A 14749-nucleotide genomic window follows, 5' to 3' on the forward strand; every position below is an offset into this window, starting at 1 on the left:
GGTGAAACTTATTGATTGCGTAATTTCTCGATCATGGCGTCCAGCTTGCCCGCGTCGACGGCAAAGCCGCGGATGCCTTCGGCCAGCTTTTCGGTCGCCATCGCGTCGTCGTTCAAGGCGTAGCGGAAAGCGGCCTCGTCATACGTGACGGCCGGCTGCGCGGCGCCCAGGTCGGCGCCCAGGGCGCGCTCGAATGGCACGTCGGATGCTTCGAGTTTCGCCAGCAGGTCCGGGCTGATGGTCAGCAAGTCGCAGCCGGACAGGGCCGTGATCTGCCCCACGTTGCGGAAGCTGGCGCCCATCACTTGCGTGGCGATGCCATGTTGTTTGTAGTAATTGAAGATGCGCGTGACCGACTGTACACCCGGATCGTTGGACAGGCTGCGCGCCGCTTCGTCCCATGCGGCGCCCATCGACTTCTTGTGCCAGTCGTAGATGCGGCCCACAAATGGCGAAATCAGGCGCACTTTCGCGTCGGCGCAGGCGACGGCCTGGCAAAACGCGAACAGCAGGGTCAGATTGCAAAAGATGCCGTCTTTTTCCAGCTCGCGCGCCGCCTGGATGCCTTCCCAGGTGGCGGCGACCTTGATCAGCACGCGCTCGCGGCTGATGCCAGCCGCTTCATACAGGGCGATCAGGCGGCGCCCGCGGGCCACGGTGGCGTCGCGGTCAAAGCTCAAACGGGCATCGACTTCCGTCGATACGCGGCCCGGCACCACTTTCAGGATTTCCAGGCCGAAGCGCACCAGCACCTGGTCGACGATATCGTCGAGCGATGCATGTTTGTGGGCAGCGACCGTGCTTTCCAGCAAAGGCGCGTAATCGGGCTGCAGCACGGCTTTTAAAATCAGCGACGGGTTGGTGGTCGCGTCCTGCGGCGCGAAGCGCGCCAGTTGCAAAAAGTCGCCCGTGTCGGCGACGACGGTGCTGTACTGTTTTAGTTGTTGCAGCTGATTCATTACTATTCCTTATCACTGAGTTGGTGCAAGGCTTGCACGGCGGGAAACAGGCTACGGTAGCGGCCGTAACGGATGCTCAAGGCTGCGCTGTGCGCGGCATCGGGCAGGAAAGTGTTTTTGATGGGCAAGCTGGTGGCCAGCAACTGGCGCTGGCCGATGGCGGCAAAGCCCAGCTTGGCCGCGCCCAGGCTGGCCGACAGTTCGCTGTTGTGCAGGGTGCGCATTTCGCGGCCCAGCACATTGGCCAGCAACTGCGCCCAGTACTGGCTGCGCGCGCCGCCGCCCACCAGCATGCAGTGGGGAACGACGGCACCCGTCGATGTGACGGCGGCCATGGCGTCGCGCAAGGCAAAGGCCACGCCTTCGAGTACGGCATAGCCGAGTTGCGCTGGCGTGCTGTCGTGGCCCAGCTGCAGGAAGGCGCCACGCACTTGCGGGTCGTTGTGCGGCGTGCGCTCGCCCGACAGATACGGCAGGAACAGGGGCGCGGACGGCGCGATGGCGCTGTCCAGCGGCAGGGCGCTTTCCACGAGGGCCAGCAGGGCTGCCTCGTCGGGCTGGCCCAGCACGCCGGTCGCCCAGCGCAGGCAGCTGGCGCCCGACAGGATCGCGCCCATCGCATACCAGCGGCCGGGCAGGGCGTGGCAAAAGCTGTGCACGCCGCCGGCCGGGTTGCCCAAAGGCGCTTCGGTGACGGAAACGATGGCGGCGCTGGTGCCCAGTGATATAAAACTGTCGCCGCCATTGACGGCGCCAATGCCCACGGCCGAGACAGGATTGTCACCGCCGCCGGCTGCCACCACCACGTCCGATGGCAAGCCGAGCTTGTCCGCGACGGCGGCCAGCACGGTACCCGTGGCCGCATCGCCTTCGGCCAAGGCCGGCATCTGTTCCGGCGCCAGGCCGCATGCGGCCAGCATGGGAGCGAACCAGGCACGCTTGGCCTCGTCCAGCCACAGGGTACCGGCCGCGTCGGACATGTCGGTGACCTTGTTACCCGTCAATTGCAAGCGCAGATAATCCTTGGGCGACAGCAGGCAGGCGATGGCATTGAAAGCGTCAGGCTCGTGCGTTTGCAGCCACAGCAGTTTCGGCGCCGTCAGGCCTGCCATGGGCAGGCTGCCCGTCACGTCCGCATAGGCGGGATAGTCGCGCGCCAGACTGGCCGCTTCGGCTTCGGCGCGCGCATCGTTCCACAGGATGGCGGGACGGATCACGTTGTCGTTGCTGTCGAGCAGTACGGCGCCATGCATCTGGCCCGACAGGCCGATGCAGGCGATGCGCGCGTATTCCTGCGGCCAGCCGGCGCGCAGCTGGCGCAGCGCGTTGACGCAGGCGGCCCACCAGTCCTGCGGCGCTTGTTCGGACCAGCCCGGCTGCGGGCGGCTGGTATCGATGCGCAAGGAAGCCTGGCCGCATACCGTGCCCATGCTGTCCATCAGCACGGTTTTCAGTTCGGAAGTACCGAGATCGATACCGAGGGAAATCGCTGGATGCATATTGGTCTGCTGTAAAAGGTCAGGGGCAGCCGCAGGAATTGCGCACGCGCAGGGTCGGCGACAAGCGCTGCACGTGCCGGGCGCGGCCCGGATTGGCGATGCGGTCAATCAAGAGGTCGACGGCCATGGCGCCCAGCTCTTCGAGCGGCTGCGCCATCACCGTCAGGCGGGGGCTGAAATAATCGGCCCAGTCGAAATCATCGAAGCCTGCCAGGGACACGTCTTGCGGTACCGCAATGTGCGCGTCGCGCAAGGCGTGCATGGTGCCGATGGTCATCAGGTTATTGCCGGCAACGATGGCCGTGGGACGCTGTCCGGCGGGCAGGGCCAGCAATTCGCGCGTGGCCGCGCCGCTGCGCTCGAGGTTGGAGTCGCCCGAGCGCAGCAGCGCTGTATCGAAAACGATATTGGCGCGCTGCAAGGCCAGGCGGTAGCCATCGATACGCTCGTCCGTCGTGGACAGGCCGGGCGCGCCCGCGATGAACCCGATGCGGCGGTGGCCGTGGACGGTGATCAGGTGGCCGACCAGTTCGGCCGTCGCCTCGATATTTTCCACGCCCACCTGGTCGAACGGTTGTGCCGACATGCGGTCGACCAGCACGGAAGCGATCTTGTTGCTGGTCAAATAGTCGAGCGTGCGGTGGTGCGTGTCGCCCGACGGCGCCAGCACGATGCCATCGACCCGGCGCTGGTGCAAGTTCTGCACCACTTTGAGTTCCTGCTCGGGATCGTCATGCGTATCGGAAAACAGCATCATCAGGCCGTGGCGCGTGCAGGCCGCCTCGATGGCGCGCACGGTTTCGCTGAAGTAATGATTGGTGAAGGCGGAAATGGCCACGCCGATGGTGCCAGAAGAGGAACCGGCGAGGGCGCGCGCCAGCATGTTCGGCACATAGCCGATCTGCTGCATGGCCGCGTTGACGGCGGCGACGGTTTTCGGGCTGACCTTGCGGGTGCCGTTGAGTACGTGCGAGACGGTCGACAGCGATACGTCCGCCGCCCGCGCTACATCTTCCATGGTGGCCATGGTGTCTCCTGATGGTTTTATTATTATTGTGTGCTGCGATTGAGTACGGCTGTGTCGCCGCGTTTGAATCTATCGTAAACAAAAGAAAGCGCTTGCGCAAGCGCTTTCTTTTTTGTGCGTGCGGATGGCTAGAGGTTTTTTGATGCGAGTCGGGATGCGCGCGTAGGTCGGATTAGCGCGCCGCAGGGGCGCGTAATCCGACGTTGGTGACGGCGGTGATGCCGGTTGAGTGTGGTGGTGTTGTCGGGTTACGCGCTTGCGCGCTAACCCGACCTACCCGACCTACTGTATCACCAGCTCATGCAATTCGCCGGGAGAGTCCGGGAACAATTTGACGACGGTGGACGTGCGCGTGCCGTAGCCCGGCGTTTCGATGCAGACGGCGGACAGCACGCGCTCGAGGTCGAGCGGCACGCCTGTGTCCGGCAAGCGGAAGTCGGGCGCGCGCGCGGTGTCGGCCAGCATGTCGAAATACGCTTCGTCGGGCGCGCCCTGGCACAGCAGGCTGGCGAACTGGGCCTTGGTCTTCAGGACCTTCGGCCACGGCGCGTCGAGCAGGGCGTTCGACAGGCCGTAGATGCCCGGTTCCAAAGGCTGGCCATTGCGCGCATCGCCATCGCCCCGGTTGGAAAACCAGATCAGGGTGTCCGCATCGCCGAGCACCAGATTGAAACCGTTGTAGGCTTTGCATCCGGGGCGGATTTGCGCGATGTAGTCTTGCGGCGACATGTTGCCGGCCAAATAGTCGGCCACGAGGGCGCCGCGCGAGGGGGCGTCGGGGTTGCGGTCTTGCGGGCTGCGGATATTCGTGATGGCGGCAAAGCGCGAGCTGCCGCCGCCGGCCTGGGTGATGCCCATCCAGCTGCCGCCCGCCTGCAGGTCGCGGCCCGCATACACTTGCGGGTGTTCGGGCCAGGCGCCGGCGGGGGCGCTGGCGCGTTCATAGAATTCGTCGCGGTTGGCGGCGGCAATCAGCGGGATGTGCGGATTGACTTTCCAGGCAAAAACGATCAGGCACATGGAGGCAAATCCATGAACACTTCCGTATGGCGCGCGCCAGCCGTCAGGGACAGCAAGCCCGCTTCGTCGGATGCGCCGGCCAGCAGCTCCGTAAAACCTTCACCGACGACAGGGTAGATCTCCATCCACGTCTGCAAGCCATCCTTGGCTTCCGGACGGCGCTTCAGCTGCGGCGCCACGCCGGACGCGGCCGCCAGTTTCGCCTGCATGGCGCGGACCCGGGCTTCCAGCGCCTGGGCGTGCTCTTCTTTTACCTGATAGTAAACGTACAGATCTTTCATGGCATTCTCACAAGTCGAGTGCGTCGAGCACGTAAGGCATGGGCAGGAATTGCACGGCAACGCCCTGGGCCGAGCCGTAGCGCACGGCGCCGGCGGCGCTTGAACCTTCTTCGATCGCCCCCAGCTTCATTTCAACGAGGGCGTCGATGCCGCCCACGCCGTTCGGCGCCGCGTTGACGACCATGCCGCACGGTTGCTCGGGGTCGCTGACGGCGAACAGTTCGCCGCCGGCCACTACCGAGGGATCGGCGATGCTGACGAGGGTGGTACGGCGCTTGAGCTTGCCCAAGTACTGGCTGCGCGCGACGATTTCCTGGCCCGGGTAGCAGCCTTTCTTGAAATTGACGCCGCCCAGCAGCTCGAAGTTGACCATCTGCGGCACGAACTGCTCTTGCGTGGCGGCCGTGATCTGCGGGATGCCCGCATGGATATCGGACAATTGCCAGGCGTCATTGCCGCCCTTGGCGAGAGTTTCGGCCAGCTGCTGCCACACGTCCTGCGCCGTGGCGGCCGACGTCAGCCATTCATAGCGGGCGCTGCCGAACGCATCGGCCACGCGCAGCAGGGTGCCCAGTGCATGCTCGACCTTGCTGAACGGCGTGGCGGGCAGCGCCGGGAACCAGGCGGACAGGGCCGCGCTGGCCCTTTGGCCGCCCAGGCCCAGGACGACTTGATTGGCATCATCGGCGGACGCATCGTGCAGCTTGGCCTTGGCGCGCAGCACGAACATCTGCAGCCGCTTCTGGATGGCCGGCTGTATGGCGCGCGGCAATTGCAGATAAATGGTGGTGGCGTTGCGCCACATCAGGAAACTGGCCAGCAGGCGGCCTTTCGGCGTGCAGTAGCCGGCCAGGCGCACTTGCTCCTGGTTCAGGTGTTCCACGTCGTTGGTCAGCTGGCCGTGCAGGAAACTGGCTGCATCGTCGCCGTTCAAGCCGATCAAGCCCTGGTCCGTGATGGCTGCGACAAAACCTTCTTGCAGCTGGGCCACTGTCAGGGACTGGCCGAAATCGGCGACAGGGGAGTTTGCGGTGCCGTCAGGCGCGCCATCGCCGGCAACGGGGCGGGCGCCTTGAGCGGTTAAAAATTGATTCCAGTTATTCATAATTTCCATTAGATCAGCGATTAAGCATTATCATTACGGGTTCATTATAGTGATGTCGCGCAAATTGCGTCGGCAGCGGCAAGATTGCCAGTGTTGGCGCCGCTTTGCGCGCACTTGCTTCACAAATGAACGATCATAACAAGCGCGCGCTGCCTGCCAGCGGGCGCATCACAAGAATCGGAACAATGGCTTTCTTTAAAAAACTTGTAGTCAGTTCAGTCATCGCCGCCATCGGCGTCGGCGGTACTTTTGTGTATTGGGCGCAGCAGCCCATCACCACGGACGGCGAAGCGATCCCGTTTACGATCAGCCCGGGCAGCGGCGCGCATGCGGCCGGCCAGCAGATCGCGGACGCGGGCGTGCCCATCGTGCCCATCCTGTTCAACATGCTGGCGCGCATCGAAGGCAAGACCTCGAAGATCAAGGCCGGTTCCTACGAATTGAAACCGGGCACCACGCCGCAGCGTCTGATCACGCAGCTGGCACGCGGCGAGTTCGCGCAAGAGTCGCTGACCATCATCGAAGGCTGGACGTTCAAGCAGATGCGCCTGGCGATGGCGAATCACCCGGGACTCAAGCACGATACCGTGGGCCTGTCCGACAAGGAACTGATGGCGAAGATCAGCCCTGAATATGTGCTGCCGGAAGGTCTGTTCTTCCCGGACACGTATCTGTTCGCCAAGGGCGCCAGCGAAATGCAGATTTTCAGGCAGGCGCACACGGCCATGATCGGCCGCCTGTCCGAAGCGTGGGACAAGCGCGATCCGGCCTTGCCATATAAAAACCCGTACGAAGCGCTGATCATGGCTTCCATCGTGGAAAAGGAAACGGGACAAAAGTCCGAGCGCGCCATGATCGCCGGCGTGTTCGTCAACCGCCTGAAGACGGGCATGCTGCTGCAGACGGACCCGACCGTGATCTATGGCATGGGCGACAATTACCAGGGCAAGATCCGCAAACGCGACCTGGAAGCTGACACCCCGTACAATACCTACACGCGCGGCGGCTTGCCGCCCACGCCGATCGCCCTGGCCGGTGCGCAATCGCTGACGGCGGCGCTGGCGCCGGCCCGCACGCAGGCGCTGTATTTCGTCGCCCGCGGCGACGGCACCAGCCAGTTCTCGGCCAACTTGCCCGACCATAACCGCGCCGTGAACCAGTATCAGCGTTAATATCATCACAAGATTAAGAGTTTCATGACACAACACTATCAACCCCGCTTCATCACCTTCGAAGGCATCGATGGCGCGGGCAAGTCGACGCATATCGGCTTTGTCACCGACTACCTGCAGCAAAGGGGGGTGAGCCTCGTCTCGTCGCGCGAACCGGGCGGCACCAGCCTGGGCGAAAAGCTGCGCGAACTGCTGCTGCATGAAAAGATGCATCTGGAAACGGAAGCCTTGCTGATGTTCGCCAGCCGCCGCGAACACATCGCGCAAGTCATCGCGCCCGCCCTGGAACGGGGCGAGTGGGTCATTTCCGACCGTTTCACCGATGCCAGCTTCGCCTACCAGGGCGGTGGCCGCGGCATGGATCTGGGCAAGATGGAAGCGCTGGAAGCGTGGGTGCACCCGCACTTGCAGCCGGACTTGACGTTTTTGTTCGACGTGCCGCTGGCCGTGGCCCGCGCCCGCCTCGATGCGACGCGCGCACTGGATAAATTCGAGCAGGAGCGATCGGACTTTTTTGCCGCCACGCGCAACGAATATCTGCGCCGCGCGGCCCAGTTCCCGGAACGCTTCCGCATCATCGACTCCACGCAAAGCATTGCCGACATCCAAGTGCAACTCGCGCAATTGCTTGATATTTTGCTCGAACAAAGCGTCGCAACACGCTGATTTACAAAGAATAAAATGACCAGTTCTCTCTATCCGTGGCAACAGGACGCCTGGCAGCAATTGCAAGCCTTGCGCCCGCGCATGCCGCACGCCATTTTGTTCCATGGCGCGCAGGGCATCGGCAAGGCCGACTTCATCGAGCATTTCGCGCAAGCGCTGCTGTGCGAAGACGTGCGCGCCGACGGCCATGCTTGCGGCGCCTGCGCCTCGTGCGGCTGGTTTAGCCAGGGCAACCATCCCGATTACCGCCGCGTGCGTCCGGAAGCGCTGGAAGACGAGGTGGCCGACGACGGCGAAGAGGGAGAAGGCGCGAAGAAAAGTACCAAGACCAAGACGCCGTCGAAAGACATCAAGATCGAGCAGATCCGTAACCTGGCCGACTTCATGAACATTTCCACGCACCGCCAGGGCTTGCGCGTGGTCGTGCTGTACCCGGCCGAGGCGCTGAACACGCCCGCGTCGAACGCCTTGCTGAAGACGCTGGAAGAGCCGCCGCCGGGCACCTTGTTCCTGCTGTCCTCGAACAGCCTGGACCGCTTGCTGCCGACGATTCTGTCGCGCTGCAGGAAATTCGCCTTGCCCATGCCCAGCCACGAGCAGGCCTTGACGTGGCTCAAGCAGCAAGGCTTGAACGATGCGGACAGCTGGCTGCGCGAGCAGGGCGGCGCACCGCTGGCCGCGCTGGCCCAGTCCGAGTCGGGCGGCCGCGAAGAGACGGAACAGTTGCTGCAAGTGCTGGCCAATCCCGGCGTCGAAGCGGCCCTGAAGGCTGCCGACAAATTGCAGAAGGCGCCGCTGGCGCCGCTGGTGGCATCGCTCCAGCGCTGGCTGTACGATGTGTTTTCCGTCAAATTGTCGGGCACCATCCGCTACTACCCGCGCCACAGGCGCGAACTGGAAGCCTTGGCAGGACGCATCAACGTGAGCCGTTTGATGGCCGCTATCAAGGCGGCGAACGAGCGCCGGGCGATTGCCGAGCACCCCTTGTCGCCCAAGCTGTTCCTCGAAGATATGCTGCTCGATTACGCTTCCAGTTGCCAATAAAATCAAGTGCTTGCGTTGCTGATTTAATGTAACTTCTCTTTGTTTCGTTTGCCACGCTTGGCCCCTGGTGTTACAGTCAAGGCCTGGACAGCAATGGAGGCGTGCATGAAACGAGTCACTGGCATCGGCGGCATCTTTTTCCAGGCGCAAGACCCGGCCTCGCTGCGCGCCTGGTACCAGCGCCACCTGGGCCTGGACGTGCAGCCGTGGGGCGGCGCCGCCTTTAGCTGGACGGATGCGGACGGCCAGCCCACGGCGGGCACCACCATCTGGTCCGTAGCAGCCAAGGGCAGCGAGCAATTCCTGCCCGGCAAGGCTTCCTTCATGATCAATTACCGGGTCGACGACCTCGATGCGCTGTTGCAAGCCTTGCGCGATGAAGGCTGCACGGTGCTGGACAAGGCGCCCGATTCGGAATATGGCCAGTTCGGCTGGGTCATCGATCCCGAGGGCAACAAGGTGGAGCTGTGGCAGCCGCCACAGGGGCAGTAGGCGGAACCTGCCTCGTTCAGCGATAATACCGGCTCAGATAACGATCCCTATTTATTATGCGCGACATTATTGCTGGATTCCTACGCTTCCAAAAAGAGGTTTTTCCTGAGCGCCGCGAGTTGTTCAAGACCCTGGCCACGGGACAAACCCCGAAGGCCCTGTTCATTTCCTGCTCGGACAGCCGCATGGTGCCGGAACTGGTGACGCAGCGCGAACCCGGCGAACTCTTCGTGATCCGCAACGCGGGCAACATCGTGCCATCGTACGGCCCGGAACCGGGCGGCGTCAGCGCCACGGTCGAATTTGCCGTGTCCGCCTTGAACGTGAGCGACATCGTCATTTGCGGCCATTCCGATTGCGGCGCGATGAAGGCGATCGCCACCTGTGCCTGCCTCGATCACATGCCGGCCGTGCGCAGCTGGCTGCACCATGCGGACGCGGCGCGCATGATCAACGAATCGGTCGACCATCCGACGGAGCAGTCGCGCATCGACGGCATGGTGCGCGCCAACGTGGTCGCGCAACTCAATAACCTGCGCACCCATCCTTCGGTGGCCTTGGCCATGGCGCAACACCGGCTGACCCTGCACGGCTGGGTGTACGACATCGAGAACGGTTCTCTCGACGCGCTCGACGAGTCGACCGGCAACTTCGTCCCGCTCGCGGAACATCCTGCCTCGCAGATGTAATCGGCTGCAAGCCTCCGAACCGCTCCGGCAGGGGATGCGCGCCGCCGCCGTTCCCCTGCCAATTTTTGCTCCCTCCGGTACAATCCCGCCTTATGTATATCGATTCCCATTGCCATATCAATTTCCCCGAGCTGGCTGCTCGCATGCCCGAGATCCTTGCCAAGATGGCGGAGAACAAGGTGACGCATGCCCTGTGCGTGTCCGTCGACTTGCCGGACTTCCCGCAGGTGCTGGCCCTGGCCGAGCAGTATCCGCATATCTTTGCGTCCGTCGGCGTGCATCCCGACTATGAAGACACGCCTGAACCGTCCGTGGAAGACCTGGTGCGATTGGCGGACCACCCGAAGATCATCGCCATCGGCGAGACGGGCCTCGATTATTTCCGTTTGACGGGCGACCTCGAGTGGCAGCGCGAGCGTTTCAGAACTCACATCAAAGCTTCAAGAATCACGCGCAAGCCCTTGATTATTCACACAAGAGCGGCCAGTGAAGACACGATACGCATCATGCGCGAAGAGGGCGCTGGCGTGGCCGACGGCGGCGTGGCCGGCGTCATGCATTGCTTTACGGAATCGCTGGAAGTGGCGCGCGCCGCCATCGACATGGGTTTCTATATTTCGTTTTCCGGCATCGTCACGTTCAAGAGCGCCAAGGATTTGCAAGCCGTGGCCCTGGAAGTGCCGCTCGAGCGCATCCTCATCGAGACGGATTCGCCGTACCTGGCGCCCGTGCCGTTCCGTGGCCGCATGAACGAACCGGGCTATGTAGCCCACGTGGCGGAATACCTGTCGACCCTGAAAGGCATCCCACTGGAGCAGGTGGCGCGCCAGACGACGGACAATTTCTTCAAGTTATTCAATCAGTTGCCATAACTTCTTAAGGTCAGACATGATGAAAAAACTCGCGCTGGCGATGCTGCTGTGCTGCGCTAGCGCCAGCCACGCGGCGCCGGAACCGGACGCCTTCTTCCGTGCCGTGTCCGTCAACAACGCCAGCGGCGTGCGCGACATGCTGGCCGAGGGCATGAACCCGAACCAGCCCGACGCGCAGCGCGGCGACATTCCCCTCGTGCTGGCCTTGCGCGACGATGCGGACAAGGTGTTCAAGTTGCTGCTCGACGCACCCGGCATCGACATCGAAGCCCGTTCGTCCAACGGCAACACGGCGCTGATGATGGCCGCCTATAAACACAAGCAGGATGCCGTGGAAGCCTTGCTGGCCAAAGGCGCCAAGGTCAACCAGAGCGGCTGGACGGCGCTCCACTATGCGGCGTCGGCGGGCGACCTGCCGATCATGAAGATTTTATTGGACCGCGACGCCGTGGTCGATGCGCGCGCGCCCGCCAACGTCACGCCGCTGATGTTTGCCGCCCGCGAGGGACAGGAGGGCGCCGTCAAGCTGCTGCTGTCGTGGGGTGCGGACGCCAGCCTGAAAAGCGACCATGGCTGGACGGCCGTGCAGTTTGCCCAGGCCGGCGACAAGCCGGGCGTGGTCGCCATCATCGAAGCGGCACAGAAGGCGCGCGCCGCCCGTAAGTAATTTTTTGGCAATACTTTCCATGCCAGCGCTGAAACTGGCATGGAATTGCCTCTTAGCTCAGCCCTTTGTTCTCCGTGCCGATTAACGATAATGATCGTGTCGCATTAATCAGGAGATTTTTCGCATGGGCAATCACATCAACGTCAGGCGCCGGCTGGTTTGTCGCCGCCCCTCGCGCAGCCCGTGCGATAACACTGCTTTCTGGAATGACAAAACCGATCGGCCATCGGAGCCAGACTCCAAGAGGACAGACATGCTGAATGAACGAGAAATCGAGAGTTGTTACCTGGGGCAATTTATCCCCGTCCATTACCACCACAATATGTTGATGGACCAGAACCGCATGCACGGGTTCAAGTCGGCGATCGATTACGCGGTGAAGCCTGGCATGAAAGTGCTGGAGCTGGGCGGCGGCACGGGTGTGCTGTCGTGGTTTGCGGCCGCGCGCGCCGACAAGGTGTGGTGTGTGGAGTTCAATCCGGACATGGTCAAGGAAGCGCGCAAGATGCTGGCGCTCAATCCCAACGGTGAAAAAGTGGAAGTCGTCCACGCGGACGCGTTTGAATACCTGCCGCCCGAGCCCGTCGACGTGGTCATCTGTGAAATGATTCATGTAGGCATGCTGCGCGAAAAGCAGGTGGAAGTGATCGAATCGTTCAAACGCCGCTACCTGGCCCGTTTTGGCGGCCCGCTGCCCATCTTCCTGCCCGAAGCCGTCATCATGGCCGTGCAGCCGATGCAGCAGGAATACGATTTCGAGGGCTTTTATGCGCCCATCGTGCAATTCCAGGAAACCACGGCGATCCACCCTGGCGTGCAGGAGTTGGCGCCGCCGTCCGTCTATAGCATCATCGACTTCAGCCAGCCGACGGACAGCGTCTTCGGTTTCGACGGCAAGTTCGTCGTCGAGCGCAGCGGCACCTTGAATGCCTTGCGTTTCGTCACCAAGAACATCCTGGCCGTCGTGCCCGAGCGCTCGACCACCATCGACTGGCTGAACCACTACATGTGCTTGCCGCTGGCCACGCCGGTGGCCGTGAAGGCGGGCGACGTGCTGCAAGTGAGCTTCCAGTACCGCGCCGGCGGCTCGATTCCTTCGCTGGAAACGTCGATCCGCGCGCAGGTGATCTATGACGTGAACTTACAGCCTGTCACGCAGAACGCCGTCTACGCATAAGTAGCGTTAATCCAAAGGCAACGCCGCAGCGATTTCATCCTGCGGCGTTTGTCCATTCAGGGTATATTTCGTCTTTTACCCACTGGACAGCTTTACTATCATGGAACAGATCGATCAGCGTTACCTCGTGCAACAGAACAAAATCAGCGATGGCGAGACCAAGCCGCCCGTGTTTGCCAAGGTAATGCGCAGCAAGGAAGGCGTGTTTGAAGGCGTGTCCTTCATCAAGTCGAAGGACAAGGCCTCGATCCTGACCATCGAAGATGCCAACCAGGCCATCAAATGGGCCACCAGCAAGAAACCGAACGCGCATGAATACATCACGAAAGTGATTTGCGTCGGTCAATAAATGTCTCCGCAGGCGCCGTTCATTCCCGTTTTTGCACCGTTCATCCCCCCAGCACGCAGTTCATCGCACGGCCGTTGCCGCCGTGGCGGCGCTTGCATATAGTGGCCTCACGGTAGCGGGGCAAGCACGGCTTGCTCCGCACATTTCATTCTAGGGGGACGCAATGCTGGGATTTGTGCTGTGGCTGCTGCTCTTGCTCGTGTGCTGGCCCCTGGCCTTGCTGGCCCTCGTGCTGTATCCGCTGGCCTGGCTGCTGTTGCTGCCATTCCGCTTGATCGGCATCGGCGTCGAAGGCGTGTTCGAATTGCTGCGCGCCATCGTCATGTTGCCGGCCCGCGTGCTGGGCGGCGGCCCGCGATAAACCAGATATTTTCCATAAAAAATGGCGCCATCGGCGCCATTTTTGTTTGCGGTACTGCTTGGCTTACAGGTCGACCATGAAACCGGCGCCGATCGATTTCTGCGAATAGTTGTAGTCGATCAAGCTCTGGCCATAGCCGGAGAACAATTGCAGATAGCCTTTCAGGTTGGCCTTCAATGGGAAAGCCCAGCTTGCCTGCATGGAGCCATGCTTCTTGCTGAAATTGCGGCGGGCCGTCACGGCATACTCGTGGCCCTTGTTGCGGTAGCTCACGCGCAAGTCGCCATGCCCCAGGTAATCGGTGATGTCGATATTGTCATTGTCGGTCTTGCCATTGTCGAGGCGGTGCCAGACACGGGCCGTGACAGCCAGATTGTCTTTTTCCATGCCCAGTTCGGCATACACGCGGTTCCAGCTGCGCGATAGCGTCGACGTCTGACCGTTGGACTGGTGCACGAGGCCGAAGTTCAGGTAATTGAATTCCACGCCCGCGAAATTCTTGTTGATCGGCATGATCAGCATCAGTTCCGGCTGGTAATTGGTCTCGCGGAACGGGCTCGAGGCCTTGCGGTTATACGCCTGCCAGAAACTTTGCTGCGTGTAGCCGAACCACATGTCGAGCGGCGTGCCGGCGATGTCTTCCAGCAGCTTCATCTTGAAGCTCAGCTGGAATGTCAGTTCCACATGCTGGCTCTTGATGCCGGCCGGCGTGAAATCCTGGAACGGCTCGTCGTTGGACGCATCGCTGTAATTGGCCAGCAGCAGATAGGTGTCGCGGTGCGGGCGGAAGTTGAACAGGCCGCGTTTCGAGGCCTCGTTGAGTTCCCACGATTGCTGCGTGCGCGAAATCGGCGCTTCCGGCGGCGCCGCGCCTGTCTGTGCGACGGCGGGAATGGCCGCGTTGACGGCGTCCGGCGTGGCCACGCCAGGCGGGCTGACGGGGGTGATGGGGGCGGCCTCGGCTGCCGCTGCCAGGGTGACGGCCGCGGTGGCGGAATCACCTCCGGCGGCGATGGTGGCTTTTTCCGCCGCCTTGGCCAGGGTGTCGAAGCACCCCAGGCGGGCGCTGGCGTCGCCAAGCACGGCGCAACGCTGCATTTGCTGTTCCAGTTCGCCGGCCATGGCCAGCGCCGGCGATGCCAGCAGGGAAGAGAGGATTATTTTTCTTAGTTGGATAGTCATAGGCTGAGTAGGGCATGTCGTTCGGTGCGCACCTGGGCTGCATGCCGGCGGCGTCGCCTTGCATGGCAGGATGCCATGCGTATTGATTTTTATTAATCTTTGTTGAATTAAAGTTCAAAAATTAACGTCTGGAAGTATAGCCGAATCCGCAATTAGTCTCCGTGCGCCTGACGTGTGTGCGCCTGCC

General features: G+C 62.2%; 17 protein-coding genes. 10 read left to right on the forward strand and 7 right to left on the reverse strand.

All coding sequences use genetic code 11. From position 1 onward, the window contains the following. Positions 1-8: 8 nt before the first annotated feature. The 6 genes from tal to SKZ59_RS09895 all read right to left on the reverse strand — a co-directional run bounded on the left by tal (position 9) and on the right by SKZ59_RS09895 (position 5900). Positions 9-959, reverse strand: a complete 951-nt coding sequence (gene tal, locus SKZ59_RS09870; protein WP_319991577.1) for a transaldolase — start codon at positions 957-959, stop codon at positions 9-11. 2 nt (positions 960-961) lie between these two features. Beyond that, positions 962-2446, reverse strand: coding sequence for a xylulokinase (gene xylB, locus SKZ59_RS09875; RefSeq protein ID WP_413774549.1), 1485 nt, complete (start codon positions 2444-2446; stop codon positions 962-964). A gap of 31 nt (positions 2447-2477) precedes the next feature. Beyond that, positions 2478-3485 (reverse strand): LacI family DNA-binding transcriptional regulator, encoded by a 1008-nt coding sequence (locus SKZ59_RS09880; protein ID WP_319991579.1) that lies wholly within the window; start codon positions 3483-3485, stop codon positions 2478-2480. Positions 3486-3767: 282 nt separating this feature from the next. Next, complete coding sequence (locus tag SKZ59_RS09885) at positions 3768-4505, reverse strand: NRDE family protein (protein ID WP_319991580.1); 738 nt, start codon at positions 4503-4505, stop codon at positions 3768-3770. Next, the gene (locus tag SKZ59_RS09890) at positions 4496-4786 is read right to left on the reverse strand and encodes a DUF4936 family protein (protein WP_070302473.1); all 291 of its coding nucleotides are present in this window, start codon (positions 4784-4786) and stop codon (positions 4496-4498) included. Before SKZ59_RS09890 ends, SKZ59_RS09885 begins: the two co-directional genes overlap by 10 nt. A 7-nt stretch (positions 4787-4793) precedes the next feature. After that, positions 4794-5900 carry a folate-binding protein gene (locus SKZ59_RS09895; RefSeq protein WP_319991581.1) on the reverse strand — a complete coding sequence of 369 codons (1107 nt, stop codon included), beginning with the start codon at positions 5898-5900 and terminating at the stop codon, positions 4794-4796. Between the two features lie 176 nt (positions 5901-6076). On the opposite strand from SKZ59_RS09895, the gene mltG reads away from it, so the two are divergent. From mltG to SKZ59_RS09945, 10 genes are all read left to right on the forward strand, one after another. Further along, on the forward strand, positions 6077-7063 hold the full coding sequence (gene mltG, locus SKZ59_RS09900; protein WP_034756592.1) for an endolytic transglycosylase MltG: 987 nt from the start codon (positions 6077-6079) through the stop codon (positions 7061-7063). Positions 7064-7087: 24 nt separating this feature from the next. Beyond that, a complete protein-coding gene (gene tmk / locus SKZ59_RS09905; RefSeq protein ID WP_319991584.1) occupies positions 7088-7729 on the forward strand; it encodes a dTMP kinase in 642 nt (213 codons plus the stop codon). A 15-nt stretch (positions 7730-7744) separates the two neighbouring features. After that, the gene (locus SKZ59_RS09910) at positions 7745-8773 is read left to right on the forward strand and encodes a DNA polymerase III subunit delta' (RefSeq protein ID WP_319991585.1); all 1029 of its coding nucleotides are present in this window, start codon (positions 7745-7747) and stop codon (positions 8771-8773) included. A 105-nt stretch (positions 8774-8878) separates the two neighbouring features. After that, positions 8879-9265 carry a VOC family protein gene (locus tag SKZ59_RS09915; RefSeq protein ID WP_034756595.1) on the forward strand — a complete coding sequence of 129 codons (387 nt, stop codon included), beginning with the start codon at positions 8879-8881 and terminating at the stop codon, positions 9263-9265. Positions 9266-9321: 56 nt separating this feature from the next. Further along, positions 9322-9954 carry a carbonic anhydrase gene (locus SKZ59_RS09920; RefSeq protein WP_034756156.1) on the forward strand — a complete coding sequence of 211 codons (633 nt, stop codon included), beginning with the start codon at positions 9322-9324 and terminating at the stop codon, positions 9952-9954. 92 nt (positions 9955-10046) lie between these two features. Further along, a complete protein-coding gene (locus SKZ59_RS09925; RefSeq protein WP_034756159.1) occupies positions 10047-10826 on the forward strand; it encodes a TatD family hydrolase in 780 nt (259 codons plus the stop codon). Between the two features lie 16 nt (positions 10827-10842). Then, on the forward strand, positions 10843-11493 hold the full coding sequence (locus SKZ59_RS09930; protein ID WP_319991586.1) for an ankyrin repeat domain-containing protein: 651 nt from the start codon (positions 10843-10845) through the stop codon (positions 11491-11493). A 253-nt stretch (positions 11494-11746) separates the two neighbouring features. Then, positions 11747-12670 (forward strand): methyltransferase domain-containing protein, encoded by a 924-nt coding sequence (locus SKZ59_RS09935; protein WP_034756162.1) that lies wholly within the window; start codon positions 11747-11749, stop codon positions 12668-12670. A gap of 100 nt (positions 12671-12770) precedes the next feature. Next, positions 12771-13019 carry a hypothetical protein gene (locus tag SKZ59_RS09940; protein WP_034756165.1) on the forward strand — a complete coding sequence of 83 codons (249 nt, stop codon included), beginning with the start codon at positions 12771-12773 and terminating at the stop codon, positions 13017-13019. Positions 13020-13182: 163 nt separating this feature from the next. Next, positions 13183-13380 (forward strand): hypothetical protein, encoded by a 198-nt coding sequence (locus SKZ59_RS09945; protein ID WP_128143192.1) that lies wholly within the window; start codon positions 13183-13185, stop codon positions 13378-13380. Between the two features lie 63 nt (positions 13381-13443). Here SKZ59_RS09945 and SKZ59_RS09950 read toward each other — a convergent pair whose 3' ends face one another. Beyond that, on the reverse strand, positions 13444-14562 hold the full coding sequence (locus SKZ59_RS09950) for a phospholipase A (protein ID WP_070302464.1): 1119 nt from the start codon (positions 14560-14562) through the stop codon (positions 13444-13446). Between the last annotated feature and the right edge of the window lie 187 nt (positions 14563-14749).

Origin of the sequence: Janthinobacterium sp. GMG2 (genome assembly GCF_033949445.1) — a bacterium.
Classification (GTDB): Bacteria; Pseudomonadota; Gammaproteobacteria; order Burkholderiales; family Burkholderiaceae_D; genus Janthinobacterium; species Janthinobacterium aestuarii.

Coding starts and splice junctions, on each gene's coding strand:
- tal (WP_319991577.1), bottom strand. CDS start 959: ATGAATCAGCTGCAACAACTAAAACAGTACAGCACCGTCGTCGCCGAC.
- SKZ59_RS09880 (WP_319991579.1), bottom strand. CDS start 3,485: ATGGCCACCATGGAAGATGTAGCGCGGGCGGCGGACGTATCGCTGTCG.
- SKZ59_RS09885 (WP_319991580.1), bottom strand. CDS start 4,505: ATGTGCCTGATCGTTTTTGCCTGGAAAGTCAATCCGCACATCCCGCTG.
- SKZ59_RS09890 (WP_070302473.1), bottom strand. CDS start 4,786: ATGAAAGATCTGTACGTTTACTATCAGGTAAAAGAAGAGCACGCCCAG.
- SKZ59_RS09895 (WP_319991581.1), bottom strand. CDS start 5,900: ATGGAAATTATGAATAACTGGAATCAATTTTTAACCGCTCAAGGCGCC.
- mltG (WP_034756592.1), top strand. CDS start 6,077: ATGGCTTTCTTTAAAAAACTTGTAGTCAGTTCAGTCATCGCCGCCATC.
- tmk (WP_319991584.1), top strand. CDS start 7,088: ATGACACAACACTATCAACCCCGCTTCATCACCTTCGAAGGCATCGAT.
- SKZ59_RS09910 (WP_319991585.1), top strand. CDS start 7,745: ATGACCAGTTCTCTCTATCCGTGGCAACAGGACGCCTGGCAGCAATTG.
- SKZ59_RS09915 (WP_034756595.1), top strand. CDS start 8,879: ATGAAACGAGTCACTGGCATCGGCGGCATCTTTTTCCAGGCGCAAGAC.
- SKZ59_RS09920 (WP_034756156.1), top strand. CDS start 9,322: ATGCGCGACATTATTGCTGGATTCCTACGCTTCCAAAAAGAGGTTTTT.
- SKZ59_RS09925 (WP_034756159.1), top strand. CDS start 10,047: ATGTATATCGATTCCCATTGCCATATCAATTTCCCCGAGCTGGCTGCT.
- SKZ59_RS09930 (WP_319991586.1), top strand. CDS start 10,843: ATGATGAAAAAACTCGCGCTGGCGATGCTGCTGTGCTGCGCTAGCGCC.
- SKZ59_RS09935 (WP_034756162.1), top strand. CDS start 11,747: ATGCTGAATGAACGAGAAATCGAGAGTTGTTACCTGGGGCAATTTATC.
- SKZ59_RS09940 (WP_034756165.1), top strand. CDS start 12,771: ATGGAACAGATCGATCAGCGTTACCTCGTGCAACAGAACAAAATCAGC.
- SKZ59_RS09945 (WP_128143192.1), top strand. CDS start 13,183: ATGCTGGGATTTGTGCTGTGGCTGCTGCTCTTGCTCGTGTGCTGGCCC.
- SKZ59_RS09950 (WP_070302464.1), bottom strand. CDS start 14,562: ATGACTATCCAACTAAGAAAAATAATCCTCTCTTCCCTGCTGGCATCG.